We start from the raw sequence: 16,323 nt of genomic DNA on the forward strand, positions 1-16,323 counted from the left end.
GCCCAACATCTGGTCAAATTCACGACCTACCCCCGGTCGCACTTCGCCTTAAAATCTGCTAAAGCTTAAGCCAAGCTTTACGCCGATCCGGCCAGGGCGATCCCACGAGCGATCGCCTCAGCCTTATTAATTGCGCTCTAGGACAATTGCTATGACCCTTGGCTATGTCGCCCTCGTCCTGCACGCTCACCTGCCCTTCGTTCGGCACCCCGAAAGCGACTACGTTCTAGAGGAAGAGTGGCTCTACGAAGCCATCACCGAAACCTACGTCCCCCTGTTACGCGCCTTTGAAGGACTCGAGCGCGATGGCGTAGACTTCAAAATCACCATGAGCATGACCCCGCCCCTGGTGTCCATGCTCCGCGACCCCCTCTTGCAAGACCGCTACGATCAGCACCTCGCTCAGTTGCAAGAACTCGTCGAAAAAGAATACGTCCACAATGAATTCAACGGCCACCTGCGCTACCTGGCCGAGCACTACATCAAAGAATTCCAGGAAGTGCGGGAACTTTGGGAACGGTACGATCGCGATCTCGTCACCGCCTTCAAGAAATTCCAAGACTCCGGCAACATCGACATCATCACCTGCGGGGCCACCCACGGCTATTTGCCCCTGATGAAGATGTATCCCCAAGCCGTGTGGGCCCAACTGAAAGTGGCCGTTGACCACTACGAAGAAAACTTCGGCCGCGCCCCCAAAGGCATTTGGCTGCCCGAATGCGCCTACTACGAAGGCCTGGAACGGATGGTGGCCGATGCCGGCCTGCGCTACTTCCTCACCGATGGCCACGGGATTTTGTACGCTCGGCCCCGCCCTCGCTTCGGTACCTATTCGCCCATTTTCACGGAAGCCGGAGTGGCCGCCTTTGGCCGCGACCACGAATCTTCGCAACAGGTGTGGTCTTCCGAAGTGGGCTATCCCGGCGCGGCCGAATACCGAGAGTTTTACAAAGACATCGGCTGGGAAGCTGACTACGACTACATCAAGCCCTACATCATGCCCAACGGCCAACGAAAAAATGTGGGCATCAAATACCACAAAATCACTAGCCGCACGGCGGGCCTGTCCGATAAGGCGCTCTACGATCCCTACTGGGCGCGGGAAAAGGCGGCGGAACATGCGACCAACTTCATGTTCAACCGCAGCCAACAGGTTTCCTATCTGAATGGGTTGATGCAACGTCCCCCGATCGTGGTGTCGCCCTACGATGCGGAGCTGTTTGGGCACTGGTGGTACGAGGGCCCTTGGTTCCTGGATTTCCTGTTCCGGAAGTCTTGGTTTGACCAAAACACCTTCCAGATGACCCACCTGTCGGATTATTTGCAGAAACAGCCGACCCAGCAAGTTTGTCGCCCGTCCCAATCCAGTTGGGGCTATAAGGGCTTCCATGAATATTGGCTGAACGACACCAACGCTTGGATTTATCCGCACCTGCACAAGGGCGCGGAGCGGATGATTGAGCTATCCAAACTGGAGCCGGCCGATGAGCTGGAGTGGCGGGCGCTGAATCAAGCGGCGCGGGAATTACTGTTGGCGCAGTCATCGGATTGGGCGTTCATTATGCGGACGGGGACAATGGTTCCCTACGCGGTGCGCCGGACGCGATCGCACATGATGCGGTTCACGAAGCTCTACGACGATATTCGCGCGGGCAAGGTGGATTCGGGCTGGCTGCAAAAGGTGGAGGCGATCGACAACATCTTCCCCAACGTGAATTACCGCGTCTATCGCCCGTTGTAATCACCCCGCGCCGGGTAGGGGCGTACCGCCGTACGCCCGCCAACCGGGTCGATCCATGGAAACGAATTGGTTTGTGGAGATCTCGCCGATCGGAGGGCGCACGGCGATGCGCCCCGACGGGAATTGGTCGGTTTTGGCGACGATCAGGGGGCGATCGGGTTCCCCCAGCGAGGGGGTTAACCGATGGCAAATTCGGTGTAGGGGCGCAGGTTGGGGGCGTGAAAAGCCAGGACGATATCGGTTTTGGGGATGCCTTGTTCGAGCAGTTGATGGGCGATGCCGGGTTCGGTGAAGTCGCGGTGAATCCAGATTTTGCCGTTTTCGATCGTCACGTAGGCCACACAGGCAAAGGTGCGATCGCTCCCCTGCCAGCCAAATCGCAGCAGTTGGTAGCGATCGCGTTGTTGGTCATAGATGGCGTGGGTTTCTAGGTCGCTGCTGGTTTGGCTGTGTTGGTGGTGATAGTCGAGGGCCTGTTGCACCAGTTGGGGGTAGTTCATTTTGTCCATGTTCCCGCATCAATGGCCGACGGGTAGGGTGTGTGGGAGAACGCTTACGGGGTAATGGTTTGGCGGGTTTGTCTCCCACGCACCGTCGATCGCCCCTCGGGATCCCGATCCGGTTTTTGGCGGGAAGGGCGATCGGGTAGGGGCGTACCGCTGTACGCCCTCCAACCGGGTCGATCGGTTGCCACGAATGGGTGATCGCAGATCTCGCGTATCGGAGGGCGCATGGCGATGCGCCCCTACGGGTTGGGTGGGTCGATCGGGTAGGGGCGTACCGCCGTACGCCCTCCGCCAGGGTCGATCGCTTGTCACGAATTGGATTACGGAGATCTCGCGTATCGGAGGGCGCATGGCGATGCGCCCCTACGGTTCGGCCGGGGCGATCGGGTAGGGGCGTACCGCTGTACGCCCTCCAACCGGGTCGATCGGTTGCCACGAATGGGTCATCGCAGATCTCGCGTATCGGAGGGCGCATGGCGATGTGCCCCTACGGGTTGGGTGGGGTAGTGAGTTGTTGGAGGATCGATTGGGTGAGGGGGTGGTCGGAGAGGTCGGCGGCGCGTCCCTGGTTCAGGGCTTGCCTGATGAGAAATTGCAAAATTTGAATCGAGCTTTGCGTGTCGGGATGTTCCTCGCCCAACACCTGCGCCCGAATCAGCAGCGCCCGCACCAGTAACCGCTCCGCCTCGCCCCAGCGATCTTGATAGAAATACAGCACCGCCAAATTGTTGAGGCTGGTGGCGGTTAAGGGGTGGTCGGCTCCTAGTTGCCGTTCACAGATCTCTAAGGCGCGTTGGTAGAACGGTTCGGCGCGATCGTATTTCCCTTGCGATCGGTACAATTCCGCCAAATTGTTGAGGCTGATGGCGGTGTTGGGGTGGTCGGCTCCCAGTTGCCGTTCACAGATCTCTAAGGCGCTTTGGTAGAGCGGTTCGGCGCGATCATATTTCCCTTGCGCGTAATAGAATGCCGCCAAATTGTTGAGGCTTTGGGCGGTAGAGGGGTGATCGGCTCCCAGTTGCCGTTCTTGGATGTCTAAGGCGCGTTGCAAGAGCGGTTCGGCGTGATCGTATTTCCCTTGCGATCGGTACAATTCCGCCAAGTTGTTGAGGCTGGTGGCGGTAGAGGGGTGGTCATCTCCCAGTTGCCGTTCTTGGATGTCTAAGGCGCGTTGCAAGAGCGGTTCGGCGTGATCGTATTTCCCTTGTGCGTAATACAAAAGCGCCAAATTGTTGAGGCTGGAGGCAGTTAAGGGGTGGTCGGCTCCCCGTTGCTGTTCTTGAATGTCTAAGGCACGTTGCAGGAGCGGTTCGGCATAATCGTATTTCCCTTGCGCATAATACAATTCCGCCAAATTGTTGAGGCTGGTGGCGGTGTCGGGGTGGTCGGCTCCCAGTTGCCGTTCCCAGATCTCTAAGGCGCGTTGGTAGAGCGGTTCGGCGCGATCGTATTTCCCTTGCGCATAATACAATTCCGCCAAATTGTTGAGGCTGGAGGCAGTTAAGGGGTGGTCGGCTCCCAATTGCCGTTCCCTGATCTCTAAGGCCCCTTGGTAGAGCGGTTCGGCGCGATCGTATTTCCCTTGCAAGTCATACAAAAGCGCCAAATTGTTGAGGCTGGTGGCGGTAGCGGGGTGGTCGGCTCCGAAGCGGGTTTCACTGACCGCGAGGCACTGCTGAGAGCAACGCTCGGCATCCTCGAACAGGCTTTGGGCTGTGTAAAACCGGGCTAAACCAACAAACGGCCAGGCCCATTCGTCATCTTCATCGCTCAGAAGGTTGGTATAGTCCGTCGCAGCTTCCAGATGGGGCATCGCCTCCCGTACCAGGGCTTGCTGTTCCAGCGTCACAGTCTGCTCAATTGTCTTCGCAATCTTCGTCAACGTCACCGCAAACACCGTCCGCCAGGCCGTCGCCTCCGCCCGCGCCGCCAACTTCGCCGCAAAAAACTCCCGAATCAGCGGATGCAACTGGTAGCGCTCCTCGCCAACCCGCTCCAACAAACTCAAGTTCACCAACTCTCGCCGCGCCGGATTCATCACCTGGGGCGTTAGCAAAATATCCCAAGTTTTGACCTCGGGTGCGGGTTGACGCAGCACCCAGCGCCGTAACTTGTCCCGCTTGCGATCGCGCGGTGCGGCTGGCACTTCACAAGACGAAACCACCGCCTCAACCAAATTCCAGGGAATCGGCGCATTATGGGCAAACAATCCCAATACCCCCGCCAACTGACAGGCCGCCGCCGTCAGCCGTTGCCAACTGACATTAAACGCCACCTCCACATTGCTCATCGCCTCATGCTTCAGCTTTTCGGCTCGTAGTTGCCGCAAGATTTCCGCTAGCGACCAGTCCGGCTCCTGCACGAGCAAATTAGCGACTAATTTGATTCCTAAAGGCAAATAGCCCAGCCACTCGCACAAGGTCGCCGCCGTTTCTGCCTCGGTTGCTATCCGTTCCGCCCCAATGATGCTTTGCAACATCGCCAAAGCAGCGGCAGACGTTAAAACCTTGAGGTCGAGGTAATCAATTGCATTGTTTTGGCTATCTTCGATGAACCGTTTCCGCGTTGTGACCAACACCCGAAACCGCGCATCACTCGGCAAAATCGCCTCAACTTGCGCGTGATAGTCCGTCACATCATCAAACACCAACAGCACCGACTCCGGCGGAACCTCAGGAACCGGCCAACGCGACCAAATAAACGTCAACTGTTCGCGTAAATCGCCTAACCGCGCCAAATCTACATCCGGGAAAAACTGCGCTTTTGCAAACCCCAGCAGTTCAATCCCCGATCGTTCCCCCGCCAGCCACACCACACCGCCGCGATAGTCCCCCTCCCGCAGCCGCCACCGGGCATATTGCACCGCCAGCTCGCTCTTGCCCACGCCGCCCATGCCCGCCACACTCGTTACCGCCACCCGATCCGATCGCCCCAACCGATCGTGCAAATCCTGCAATACGTCATCGCGCCCAAAGAAGCGATCGCGATCGACCCCCCGCGACCCCAAATTATTCGGCGGCTCAGAACCGGTGCGATCGGGCGACTGTTGCGGCAGATGGACGTGCTTATCGCCCAAAACCTTATCGCCCGCAACGTTATCGCCCGAGCCACTGTGGTTTTGCTCAGTGCGATCGCCCATCGTCTGTTCAACCTTGTCGATCTCGATCTTGGCTTGATCGTTGGCAATGATGCCTTGTTGGATTTCGGGACGATCGCCCATGGTTTACGCCTGCCCTTGTTGAATCACCAACCCAAACCCGATCGCCCGTAACCAAGCCACCCAGGCATAGATAATTCCCGATCCCGGCGTTGCCAAGCCTTGCTCAAACTGCTGCAATGCTTCCCGCGCCGCTTCAGAACAATGCCCCGCTGCAATTTGCCCTTCCGTCACCGCCACCATTGCTCGCACAAATGCCCGATCGCGCACCGTTGGATCATCTTCAGTTTCTTCTAGCAAAACCGCTAAACAGGCGATCGCTTCCTCAGGGTCTTGGAGCGACTCAACCAATGCCTCAAACCAGCGATCGCTCGTCGATTCATTCGTCGTTAGGGCAACGGCTTTCATAGTCCCTCCAGTAGCTATGAGCCAGCTCAATATCACGCGGTTGGCTGCTTTTATCTCCTGCACAAAGCAGCAAGATAATCACTGATTCTATTTGACCGTAATAGATACGATAGCCTGAGCCAAAGTCTAAGCGCAGTTCCCAAAGCCCTTGCCCCAAAGATTTACAGTCTCCACGGTTTCCCGCTTCTAAACGCAATAATCGATTTTGAATACGTTGGCGGATTTTGCGATCGCGGAAACTATCTAGCCATTCAGCAATGGGAATTCGCCCCTGCTCTGTAATATAGCGACGAACTTCAAACATTTTCTGCGGACTTTTTAGCTATTAGAACCACGATGCCTGCTAGTGCCAATGTTGTGGGTTCCATCGCCTGACCTAATTTGCTGCGGTTTTGCTGTGATTTTGTGGCGATCGAATCCTTCTTAGTTGGGGCAAACAGGGGCGATCGCTCCTCACATCTGCTTTAAGTTTACTCACTCCCCCAGACCCCGCCATGGTATCCGGGGCGATCGACCCCCTCGATCGGCCCGTGCTATCCTTCAGGCGAGTTGCGAACTATGTCGATCGTGCGGATGCAAGATCGATTTGGTGTGGAAAGCAACACAAACCCTTGGTGTGGAGTGAGCGCAATTATGGTTACGTCTCCTGTTCGGTTGGGTCGCGAATCGGGCGAACTTGGGTTGAACCAAAAACCCCAGGATTTGGAGCAACCAAGCTTGAACCTGAATCTGCATGGGTTGTCGCCTCTGGAAATTCCCGAAAGCGTGCCCCTGTTTGGAACCGACGGGATTCGCGGGCGCGTAGGTGAGGTGTTGACCGCCAGCTTGGCGCTGCATGTGGGCTACTGGGCTGGGCGCGTGTTTGCGGCCCGATCGGGCAACGGGGCGATCGTCGTGGGCCAAGATTCCCGCAACTCCAGCGAAATGTTGGCGGCGGCCCTGACGGCGGGGCTGACGGCGGCCGGGCTGGAGGTGTGGAACGTGGGCCTCTGCCCAACTCCTTGCGTGGCCTATTTGGTGGAAGCGACCGGGGCGATCGGGGGCGCGATGATTTCCGCCAGCCACAACCCGCCCGGCGACAACGGCTTGAAGTTCTTCGGCCCCGATGGGCACAAGCTGGCCAAAGAAGCCCAACAACAAATTGAATCGGCCTTGCGCCATCATGTGTTGCCCGGTTTGGAACCCGTGACCGGTTGCGGGCGCGGCTATTTCCGGCCCGAGCTGGTGCGCGGCTATGCGGTGTCCTTGGAACAAACCCTGGAGCAAGAGGGCTGGGGCGATCGCCCATTGGCGGGTTTGAAAGTGGTGTTGGATACGGCTTGGGGCGCGAGCGCCAAGGTGGCCCCGGCGGTGTTTGAGGAGTTGGGCGCAACGGTGATTGTGCTGCACGGGGAACCGGACGGCGATCGAATTAATGTGAATTGCGGCTCCACTCACTTAGAGTCCCTGAAGGCGGCTGTTGTTGAACATCAAGCGGATCTCGGGTTTGCCTTTGATGGGGATGCCGATCGGGTGCTGGCGGTGGATGGCAAGGGGCGCGTGGTCGATGGTGACTACATCCTTTATTTCTGGGGGCAAACCCTCCGATCGAGCGACAAGCTGCCGGAAGCGACGATCGTTTCGACGGTGATGGCGAACCTGGGCTTTGAGCGGGCTTGGCAAAAACAAGGTGGCAACCTGATCCGCACGGCCGTGGGCGATCAGTACGTGCAAAAGGCGATGCTCGATCGCGGTTACATGCTGGGCGGTGAGCAGTCGGGTCACATCCTCTGCCGCCACTACGCCGTCAGTGGGGATGGCACGTTGGTGGCGCTGCACCTGGCGGCCCTGGTGAAACAGTCCGGGCGATCGCTCGCGGCCTGGGTGGATGACAGCTTCCAGAAATACCCGCAACTGCTGGAAAACGTGCGGGTTGAGGATCGCGCGCGCCGGTTAGGCTGGCAAGATTGCGCCCCCGTAGCCGAGGCGATCGCCCAAGCGGAAACCCAAATGGGCGATGCGGGCCGGATTTTGGTGCGGGCCTCGGGAACGGAGCCGGTGATTCGGGTGATGGTGGAAGCGGCCGAAGCGGATTTGGTGCGCCACTGGGCCGATCGCCTGGCGGCCGTGGTGCGATCGCACTTGAGCTAGGTTTCCAACGCCCGATCGGGTGGGTTGATCCGGGCGATCGACCCGCCCATTTCATGTTGGTTTTCTGGGCGGGTTATTGCATCAATCTTAAGGCCGCTGACCTGCCCAACGTACTCCAATTCAGTCCAATTGATCCAATTTTGAAAATTCTTGAGACTCAACAACATTCAACCCAAAATTCAGAAACCAAAGCCTCATCGATACTTAAACCTTTAAAATCAAAAACCTAAAATTTCAGAACCAAAATCATCAGAGATTACAGAAAGAGTCTCTTCATTTTTATTGATTGGATTGACACTTAACAGATCAACATATTTCCTGTGCAATCAGGCAAGTAATGCCTATCTTGATGGGAGTAGTTGTTCTGGATCTGAAAAGATGTTTTCTTGGCTTAAGATTGCGCAACATCGGCCACATCAAACCCAGCACCAAGCTAGTTCCATGAATTGGCAGCGGCTGAGGGAGGTTGTGGGAGTCCGTTGGGCTGTGGGGTTTATGGTGGGCCTGGCGATCGCACTGTTAACGGCAACGGGCCTGTGGGCCGCGCCGCCTCCACCCGACTATTACCCCTTTCCCTTGAATGGTCGTTGGGAATATGCCACGACCAATGCGGCACAGGGCACAACGGGCAACTTGCTAATCAAGGTGATTGGGGCTGATCGCGACGGTTCGCAAATGCGCTACACCACGGAGCAAGACTTGGGGTTTGGGCCGTCTAATTTGCTCTATCTCAAGGGTGAAGGTTGGGTCAGGGAAATCAAGTTTGTGTTGGCTCGCAACGGCATCACCAACGAAACGGTGAATGAGCCGATTAAGCCCATCTTAAAAAATCCACCTAAAGTGGGCGATCAGTGGTCTTGGACTGGTCAACAGGTGGGCGCAGCCACCACGAATGCCTCCGAATCTTACAAAGCAGCGGTAACGGAAGAAGTCACGGTTCCGGCGGGCAAATTTAATACGATTCGGGTGGAAATTACGGGCGAAAAAGCGGGAACGGCCTTCCGCAAGGTGATGTGGTACGCCGATCGGGTCGGGCCGGTGAAGTGGCAAATTTGGGATGCCAGCAATGCGCTGCAAACCACCACGGAATTGAAGCGATACGAGTTTCCCAAAGCTTCCTAGCCTTGCCCCGTCACCCAGGGTAATCGGGGGATTGAATGGTCATTATCCCCCTCGCCGTCAATCATTACGGGTCTGCGATCGCGCCTCAGCCTGTCGCCTATGTTTGTTGCGATCGAGATTCAGGAAGACAACCGTGCTCGATCGCCTGAGGCGGGAAAGCCATGGGATTAATGTTCATGCATGGATTTTTATGGATTTTTACTGATCAGTGACTGGAGAAACTTCTGAAGTTGCAATGAATTTGTAGGACTCTGGCAAAGTACCGCGCCAAAGATATTGAGTTAACATCCGTCCGGCGGCTGGTTCTTGGTCTGCTTGCTTCGGAAAGGGTAATCGCAAAGCCTCGTAGAGCAGGCCACGATAAAGATCAAAACTGGCTTCGATCAAGTCGCCGTAGGTTTTGGTCGCCGCGATCGCCCAGTGATAGGCAAAGCACGCCGAAATAATGGCGATCGGGGCTGCCCACCAAGCCCAAAACGCCCAAACCCAAAATAGCCAACTCCAGATCCACAGCCGAGCCATCGCGTTCAGTTCTGCGCGTGCTGCCTGTAAATCTGCTTTGGCAGACTCGGGTAATAACAACCACAATCGCGGCCAACAAATCACCGCATCTAACCCATATTTGTCGAGCGATCGCAACTCTGCCGCCCGCAAGATATTTCCCAATGGCGTGGGCATAATATCAATATCTTGGGTGGGAAAATCACTGAGTTGGCGATCGAGTTTGATGCGTAATTGGCGATCACGACTGGTGCGTCTTGGGCGGTTATCTAAGTCTTGAAATTGTAATTCAAGTTTTCCCTTAATCTTGATTTGCCGACGAATAAAGTGATCTTTAAACCCGTTAAAAATAGGATACCAGTAGCCCTCAAGTCCGCGTAGTGCCATCAATTGAAACCGTTCGACTACGGCGGCTGAGGCGATCGCTCCACCCAGCACGGCGACCAACAAAGCCAACTGTAATGGCTCCGGCTGTTTGGTGAACCAGTCTGTGAAAGGTTGCCAGCCAAATCGCTGAATAACCGCCACCAAGCCCCCAGCCCAAAAGACAATGGCAGAAGTCAGCAGACTCGAAATCCACTGTTCTGCAACCTTGCCGCCTGCACCTTCAAGTACCTTGGCGGTCATGGGTTCTCCTGGGATGAGCTAGACCGTAACTGCTGAAATTCGGCGATCGGGATTAGGAGAACATCATGGGTTGGACAGCGGGGAATCGGTTGACCAACGCTGCGCCGAGACCAGCGATAGTCGCCGTGGGGACAAATATATTTATCGGTTGCCACGTAACTGGCATTACCGGGAAGAGGTTCAAAACTTTGGCGTTGGTGATTGGATGAATCAATCAAAAAGGATTTTAGCCAAGTCTTTGTGGACTCGTGTGTCTTTAAAGACTCTTCAACTTGAGTGGCGATCGCGCTGATGGTTTCGTAATGCAGATCACGTAAATCTAGGGGCACTTGATTTAGTAGTTTAGCGAGGCGATCGTCTAGGCTTTGTGCGGTTTCGGGAGCCAACAAATCCGGTAATTCGCTGCGAATGGTGCGAGCTGCCTCAAGTAGATCTTCGTCAGTGTAGAGCATGGAGTAGTTTGGAAAGAGGGAGCTTTTAAAGGTGATTTAGATAATTAGATTGATTCCTCTAAATTGTCCGAAAGGACAAATTCCAGCGTAAATGGTGAAGCTTTTGGAAAGACTGAATCCTCTAGGTTAGTATCTTGAATAGCCAGATCTCGCCCATCAAGATATGCTTCGCGGAAGGCTTCATCTAGAAATGGCTGCAAGCTTGGATTATTTTTGAGTAAGCGCTGAATCCGTCGCCGCTGTTCGCGAATTGTACCGATCCAGGAGTTGGTTCGCATATCAGGCTGATAGCGCCATTTCAATAGATGACCAATCAATACGCCTAAACGGTTAACAAGTTGTTCACGTTCTTGGCGACCCATGGCGGCGAGTTCTTCGATTAAGTTGGGGAGGTCGATCGCCCCGAAATCTCGGTTTTGCAGCAGCACAATTTGCTCCTGTGTCCAAGCATAGAAATCGCGATCGTAGGTGGTGTTCATGCTGACAACGGTTGGGCTGCGATCGGTGCAGGACTAGAGTCTAGATAGAGCGTATCTGGGCAAATATCTTGCTCATTTGGCCAAGTAACTGTGCCGTTAAATACCTTGACTTTCCGGAAGTAAGTTTCGTCCCTGAGTTCTTGAAATATGCCAAAATCTAAAAGTGTTGAGCAGTCATAAATTCGCACTTCTTGATTGGTGAACTGGATTTCAAGTTTGTAGTGATCCCGTGCCAGTACGTGGACGACTCTAGGGTTCATACTTATTTCAGAGGATAGGCTTCATACTCCTACAGCGGCCGATTATTCAGCGTCGATGAATTCGCCAAAGGGTAGGTCAATAGAAGCAAATTCTTGTGCATCACTGCATGAGGTTCGATAGGCTAGATCTGCATCTTCCAGCTTTTCTAAAATTGGCAACAGATCGCTATAGGATGAGAAGCCAAGTTGTTCAAGATCTTCGATTGTGATTGTTTCATCAGAGAGTGAACTGCGCTCTTGCAGAAGCTTACGAACACGCTCTTCTTGGAATTTAAGAGCAGCTTGTTCTTGCAGTTTGGGAGCCGCCATGCGTAGCCCTGCTTGGAGAACCTCAAAGGTGATTTTGTCTGCCTTCTGGTTAGCAGCATAGTCGAGAATAATTGTGCCCAGGCGGTTGAATAGGCGGGGTTTGCCTTTGGAAACCTGGCAGAAGTGGCGGGCAGCTTCCGGGGAAAAGGGCAAAACACTATTCGGGTCGTTGGGGTCAGTGCATGGTTTACCAATCCGAACGCTGTTGAGATAGTTCACCAGCATTTGGTAAGTGGTTTCCTGATCTAGTTCTTTCAGTTCAATTCGTAGATCAAATAGGCCGCGTTCAGTGGTGAGCAAATTAGCAGTCATACCAATAGGATGAGCCGTGAGCATAAACCAAGCACGACCTTTGAGAATGCCTTGGGCATCGTGCATCAGTTGGCGAACGCGGGCGGGGTTTTGCTTGTCGAGATCGTCGATCGCAATTACCACCCCTTCGGGATATTTTTTGAGGGCGTGATCGATCAGCGTATCCAGGGCAGCGGTTGGATATTGGAGTTTGCCTTGAGGCGCATTCTTTTCGGTGACTTTTGCGTTCAGTCCCAAGCTACCACCTACTTCTCTGCTGCGTTCTTTAATGGCTTTGGCTGTGGGAATCCCCATTTGATGCAGGGTGTTTTGGGCCCAATCATCGTCGGGTAATTCTTGCGCCAGGGCAATGAGTGCCGCTGTTGCCAAGTCCAATTCAGCCGGTAAAGAGGTGTAGGTAAAGAGCCTTTTGGGCGAGTCTTTTTTTAAGGTTGCGAGGGCTTCGAGCAAGAAAGCGCTTTTGCCAATGCCAATTCGACCGTAGATCAAAATGCGGCGACGATCGAGACCTTGAAAGAGATTAAAAACTTGACTTAGCTCGTTTTCACGGCCAGTGAAGGTGCGATCGAGCTGGGCAGTGTCGTCAAACCCCGTGGGACTTTCGGTGAAGGGAATGGCGGACAATCCCAGGCGGCGAATGTTGTTTTTGGACTGTTGAAGTAGGCTGTCAGCACTGGCCATAGGTCGAGTCTGGGTGAGGTTGTTTGGCGAGGACGCATTCGACGGATTGATAGAGTTTATCAATCTCCGAAACTTTGTCGCTTCGTTCGAGTTTTGCGTAGAGTTCGCGGGCTTGGGCGAGTTCAACCAGGCTTTTGGCGAGGTTTCCTTGGGTGGCCAGGACGTTGCCTAAACCCTCATGGCTTTTGGCCATGCCGGGATCGTTCTTGAGGGATTTGTAGAGGCGGAGGGCATCACGGTAGTAGGTGCGGGCGTTGTCCCAGTCGGTGAGGTGTTCGTGGGCTTTGGCGGTTTGGTAGAGCGCGTTGGCGTGGGCGAGTTTGTCAGTGCTTTGGCTCAGTTGCCGGTTGCTGTCCAGCAGGAGTTGCAGGCCCTGTTGCCACTGGCCATCGCGCACCAGGCGGCTACCCATCACGGATTGGATGGCGGGCAGGGCGTTGCGATACTGTTCGATGTCGTAGTGTTCGGGGCTGATGGCCTCTAGGGCAGCCCGGTAGGCCCGTTCGGCGGCTCGCAGGTCATCGAGATCTTTGCTGCGCTCATGGCGTTGGGTCAGGGCATGGCCCAGGGCGTATTGCGTCGCGATGAACTCTGGACTCTGGGGTGTTGCGACGGTGAGGGCCGCTTGCAAAAGCTGGATCGCAGTTTCCAAGTCCTCTGGGGCATTGGTCAGTTCAGATTGTTTGATCAGTGCTTGGGCTAAGTTATTTTGGGTTGCTGCCCACCGTTCGGGAAAGGCATCGCGGGTATAGACTTCCAGTGCTCGTTCGCAGGCGGCGATCGCCCGTTCCAGGTTCTCTGTCCGCTCCCCTCGAATACGATCACTGTAAGCAGTTCCCAGATTGTTTTGGGTTATGGCCCAATCTTCGAGAAGCGCCTCGCGGGTTCTGACTTCCAGAGCTTGTTCGTAGGCGGCGATCGCTCGTTCCAGGTTCTCCGCCCGCTCCCCTCGGATGCGATTGCTGTAAGCATTTCCCAGGTTATTTTGGGTCATTGCCCAATCTTGAGGAAACGCCTCGCGGGTTCTGACTTCCAGAGCTTGTTCGTAGGCGGCGATCGCTCGTTCCAGGTTGTCGGCCCGCTCCCCTCGGATGCGATCGTCGTAAGCAGTTCCCAGGTTGTTTTGGGTCATTGCCCATTGTTCGGGAAAGGCATCGCGGGTATAGACTTCCAGAGCTTGTTCGTAGGCGGCGATCGCTCGTTCCAGGTTGTCGGCCCGCTCCCCTCGGATGCGATTGCTGTAAGCAATTCCCAGGTTGTTTTGGGTCATTGCCCAATCTTCGGGAAATGCCTCGCGGGTATAGACTTCCAGAGCTTGTTCGTAGGCGGCGATCGCCCGTTCCAGGTTGTCGGCCCGCTCCCCTCGGATGCGATTGCTGTAAGCAGTTCCCAGGTTGTTTTGGGTTCCTGCCCAATTCTGAGCCGACTTCTGACGTGTAAAAACCTGAAGCGCCAACTGCTGACAGACCCAGAAAATTTCTAAATTAAGCTGCCGATCTCCCACGGGGACTTTGTACAGCGCGATGCCAAAACTCCGAAACAGGGCAGCGATTTTTTCCTGCTCTTGTCGGGATGGATGCTTCGTCAGCTTCTTGAAAACTTTAGGCAGCGCTTCCAGCAACGCTTCATTAATTTCAATTTCTCTTTGTTCAAAAAATCGTTCAACTTTTGTCAGGTCAGATGCTCCCCCAGGAAACTGAGCTTTGAACTTCAAAATCAGCTTCTCCGCAGGCGGACTAGTTGCCTCCTGCGCCTGACCAAATCCTTTCTGAATCATAGCCACTCACCACGTAAAACCCACATCCCCAGACTCAAAAACCCTGGCTGACTTGATAAAAACTTACTGAATTCCAGAAACGTTTCAGCAACACCTATACCGCCTGTCGCCAATTTTCAATTGACAGCCCAGGAACGCGCTCAAACTCCCGCTGATTAGCAGTCACCATAATTAATTGATGTGCAAGCGCCGTCGCCGCAATCAACACATCATAAGCCCCGATTGGTTGACCCTGTGATTTCAAAACAGCCCGAACTTCAGCCGATTTTTCCGCTTCAGCCAGCCCAAATGGCAATATGGTTACAGATGAAAGAATGCCAGAAATTATTGGTTCAACCTTCCTCGCACGTTGTGGATTAATCGCCAAGCCATAACGTAACTCCATCACCGTAATTGCCGAAATTGCAATATCCGTTGGTGGCGTACTCCGAAACCGAACTGTCGTTGCTGCATCACCCTTAACAAAGTCACTGATGACGCAAGTATCCAAAAGATAGCGCATCAAAATAACTCAATTTCTTGGGGATCAATCAATTCGTTGCGATAGGACTCAAACTCAGGGAAATCGGGATCTGGCTCATAACTCAAAACAGCCTCTGGCCACTGAGTCGTAGCAACCGGCGGCATCTGGACTAGCTGCCGAAGAATCTGTAGCACAATCAACGGCAAAGGAAGGTTACTTTGGGCCGCTTGACGCAGCAAATATCCCTCCAAATCTGGCGGCAAAGTAATCGTGATTTGCATCGACAACCTCCTAATCCCCAGCCTCGACAGTGCCAAACCAGTTCCCCATCATTTTAGCCACCCGCCAACCGGGGCCAGCGATCGCCCCACCGCCCCAATTTCAGCAATGCTAAGATCGCCGCAACCCACAGACCAACAGCAATCAGGCGATCGCTCCAAAAAACTATGGGACTACAACTCTCCATTCCCGACTCAATTGTGCAGGCCATTCGCCTGCCAGAACCCCGCATTGAGCGCGAACTCCGGCGCGAACTCGCGATCGCCCTCTATGCCCAAAACCTGCTCGCCTTCGGCAAAGCCCGCGAACTTGCTGAAATGGACAAATACGAATTTGGTCAACTGCTTGCCCAGCGCGAAGTTCTGCGGCATTACAGCCATGAAGAATTAGACGATGACCTCGCCTATGCTAGTCGTTAGCAACACCTCGCCAATCTTAAACTTGGCCATCATTAATCAACTTGTTCTTTTACTCCTTACAACTACTGTTATCGACAGGCATTATATTTAGCTCCCTTTGAACCACATTCAATCGACCCAGCGTGAACCCCCATGGTTGCCAATGCTGACCCGAAAAATCGATGGACAACCGCCGATTTAGCACTCTTCCCCGACACCGGCGATCGCTACGAAATCATCGACGGAGACCTATACGTGACCCGCGCCCCCCACTGGAGACACCAAGACGCTCTAGGAAACCTGCACACGTCTCTTGCGCTCTGGGCAAAGCAGCATCAACAAGGCAAAGTGTTGCAGTCGCCAGGTGTCATCTTGGCCGGGGAAGAAAATGTTATCCCCGACCTTGTGTGGATTAGTGACGAGAAGCTGGCAACCTGTGTTGATGAAGCGGGGCATTTCACGGCAGCTCCCGAGCTAGTCGTTGAGGTGATTTCCCAAGCACCCCAAGACATTGCGCGCGATCGCCAGGTGAAACTCAAGCTCTATTCCCGAGTCGGGGTGCGGGAGTATTGGATCGTGGATTGGCAACAACAAACCGTGGAGATCTATCGGCGATCGCAAGCCCGTTTAGAACTCGTTTTCACCCTCTTCGCCGAAGACGAATTAACCTCGCCCCTATTCGCTGATTTCACCTTGAAAGTCGCCGATATTTTTAGTTAGG

The 16,323-nt window shown here is 54.5% G+C and carries 18 protein-coding genes; 5 read left to right on the top strand and 13 right to left on the bottom strand.

From position 1 onward, the window contains the following. The first annotated feature begins 151 nt into the window (after positions 1-151). Complete coding sequence (locus AC2IAX_RS13405; RefSeq protein ID WP_494387926.1) at positions 152-1,741, top strand: glycoside hydrolase family 57 protein; 1,590 nt, start codon at positions 152-154, stop codon at positions 1,739-1,741. A gap of 176 nt (positions 1,742-1,917) precedes the next feature. Here AC2IAX_RS13405 and AC2IAX_RS13410 read toward each other — a convergent pair whose 3' ends face one another. The 5 genes from AC2IAX_RS13410 to AC2IAX_RS13430 form a co-directional block, all read right to left on the bottom strand. After that, on the bottom strand, positions 1,918-2,241 hold the full coding sequence (locus tag AC2IAX_RS13410; RefSeq protein WP_494387927.1) for a XisI protein: 324 nt from the start codon (positions 2,239-2,241) through the stop codon (positions 1,918-1,920). 53 nt (positions 2,242-2,294) lie between these two features. Beyond that, on the bottom strand, positions 2,295-2,474 hold the full coding sequence (locus tag AC2IAX_RS13415; RefSeq protein ID WP_494387928.1) for a hypothetical protein: 180 nt from the start codon (positions 2,472-2,474) through the stop codon (positions 2,295-2,297). A gap of 260 nt (positions 2,475-2,734) precedes the next feature. Further along, positions 2,735-5,467, bottom strand: coding sequence for an FxSxx-COOH system tetratricopeptide repeat protein (gene fxsT, locus AC2IAX_RS13420; RefSeq protein ID WP_494387929.1), 2,733 nt, complete (start codon positions 5,465-5,467; stop codon positions 2,735-2,737). 3 nt (positions 5,468-5,470) lie between these two features. Next, positions 5,471-5,812: a hypothetical protein gene (locus AC2IAX_RS13425; protein WP_494387930.1), complete on the bottom strand. Its 342-nt coding sequence runs from the start codon at positions 5,810-5,812 to the stop codon at positions 5,471-5,473. Further along, positions 5,784-6,116 carry a type II toxin-antitoxin system RelE/ParE family toxin gene (locus AC2IAX_RS13430; RefSeq protein ID WP_494387931.1) on the bottom strand — a complete coding sequence of 111 codons (333 nt, stop codon included), beginning with the start codon at positions 6,114-6,116 and terminating at the stop codon, positions 5,784-5,786. Before AC2IAX_RS13430 ends, AC2IAX_RS13425 begins: the two co-directional genes overlap by 29 nt. 329 nt (positions 6,117-6,445) lie before the next feature. Here AC2IAX_RS13430 and glmM point away from each other — a divergent pair, with 329 nt between their 5' ends. Both glmM and AC2IAX_RS13440 read left to right on the top strand, forming a co-directional pair. Then, positions 6,446-7,942, top strand: a complete 1,497-nt coding sequence (glmM, locus tag AC2IAX_RS13435; RefSeq protein ID WP_494387932.1) for a phosphoglucosamine mutase — start codon at positions 6,446-6,448, stop codon at positions 7,940-7,942. Positions 7,943-8,383: 441 nt separating this feature from the next. Then, positions 8,384-9,064 (top strand): TapB family protein, encoded by a 681-nt coding sequence (locus AC2IAX_RS13440; RefSeq protein ID WP_494387933.1) that lies wholly within the window; start codon positions 8,384-8,386, stop codon positions 9,062-9,064. 198 nt (positions 9,065-9,262) lie between these two features. On the opposite strand, the gene AC2IAX_RS13445 is transcribed toward AC2IAX_RS13440, so the two are convergent. From AC2IAX_RS13445 to AC2IAX_RS13480, 8 genes are all read right to left on the bottom strand, one after another. Beyond that, the gene (locus tag AC2IAX_RS13445; protein WP_494387934.1) at positions 9,263-10,192 is read right to left on the bottom strand and encodes a hypothetical protein; all 930 of its coding nucleotides are present in this window, start codon (positions 10,190-10,192) and stop codon (positions 9,263-9,265) included. Next, entirely contained in the window at positions 10,189-10,644 is a 456-nt protein-coding gene (locus AC2IAX_RS13450; protein WP_494387935.1) for a hypothetical protein, read from the bottom strand. The genes AC2IAX_RS13445 and AC2IAX_RS13450 overlap by 4 nt, the downstream gene beginning before the upstream one ends. Positions 10,645-10,688: 44 nt before the next feature. Further along, the gene (locus AC2IAX_RS13455; RefSeq protein WP_494387936.1) at positions 10,689-11,123 is read right to left on the bottom strand and encodes a DUF29 domain-containing protein; all 435 of its coding nucleotides are present in this window, start codon (positions 11,121-11,123) and stop codon (positions 10,689-10,691) included. After that, positions 11,120-11,383 (bottom strand): DUF2442 domain-containing protein, encoded by a 264-nt coding sequence (locus tag AC2IAX_RS13460; protein WP_494387937.1) that lies wholly within the window; start codon positions 11,381-11,383, stop codon positions 11,120-11,122. The genes AC2IAX_RS13455 and AC2IAX_RS13460 overlap by 4 nt, the downstream gene beginning before the upstream one ends. 42 nt (positions 11,384-11,425) lie before the next feature. Beyond that, positions 11,426-12,685 (bottom strand): AAA family ATPase, encoded by a 1,260-nt coding sequence (locus AC2IAX_RS13465; protein WP_494390387.1) that lies wholly within the window; start codon positions 12,683-12,685, stop codon positions 11,426-11,428. Further along, positions 12,672-14,462, bottom strand: a complete 1,791-nt coding sequence (locus AC2IAX_RS13470; RefSeq protein ID WP_494387938.1) for a tetratricopeptide repeat protein — start codon at positions 14,460-14,462, stop codon at positions 12,672-12,674. The genes AC2IAX_RS13465 and AC2IAX_RS13470 overlap by 14 nt, the downstream gene beginning before the upstream one ends. Before the next feature lie 94 nt (positions 14,463-14,556). Continuing rightward, positions 14,557-14,964: a type II toxin-antitoxin system VapC family toxin gene (locus AC2IAX_RS13475; RefSeq protein WP_494387939.1), complete on the bottom strand. Its 408-nt coding sequence runs from the start codon at positions 14,962-14,964 to the stop codon at positions 14,557-14,559. Further along, complete coding sequence (locus AC2IAX_RS13480; protein ID WP_494387940.1) at positions 14,964-15,206, bottom strand: hypothetical protein; 243 nt, start codon at positions 15,204-15,206, stop codon at positions 14,964-14,966. Before AC2IAX_RS13480 ends, AC2IAX_RS13475 begins: the two co-directional genes overlap by 1 nt. Positions 15,207-15,371: 165 nt before the next feature. Between AC2IAX_RS13480 and AC2IAX_RS13485 the strand changes: the two genes are divergently transcribed. After that, positions 15,372-15,623, top strand: a complete 252-nt coding sequence (locus AC2IAX_RS13485; protein WP_494387941.1) for a UPF0175 family protein — start codon at positions 15,372-15,374, stop codon at positions 15,621-15,623. A gap of 132 nt (positions 15,624-15,755) precedes the next feature. Continuing rightward, a complete protein-coding gene (locus AC2IAX_RS13490) occupies positions 15,756-16,322 on the top strand; it encodes a Uma2 family endonuclease (RefSeq protein ID WP_494387942.1) in 567 nt (188 codons plus the stop codon). The last annotated feature ends 1 nt before the right edge of the window (position 16,323 follow it).

The organism is Limnothrix sp. HT2024, assembly GCF_059138625.1.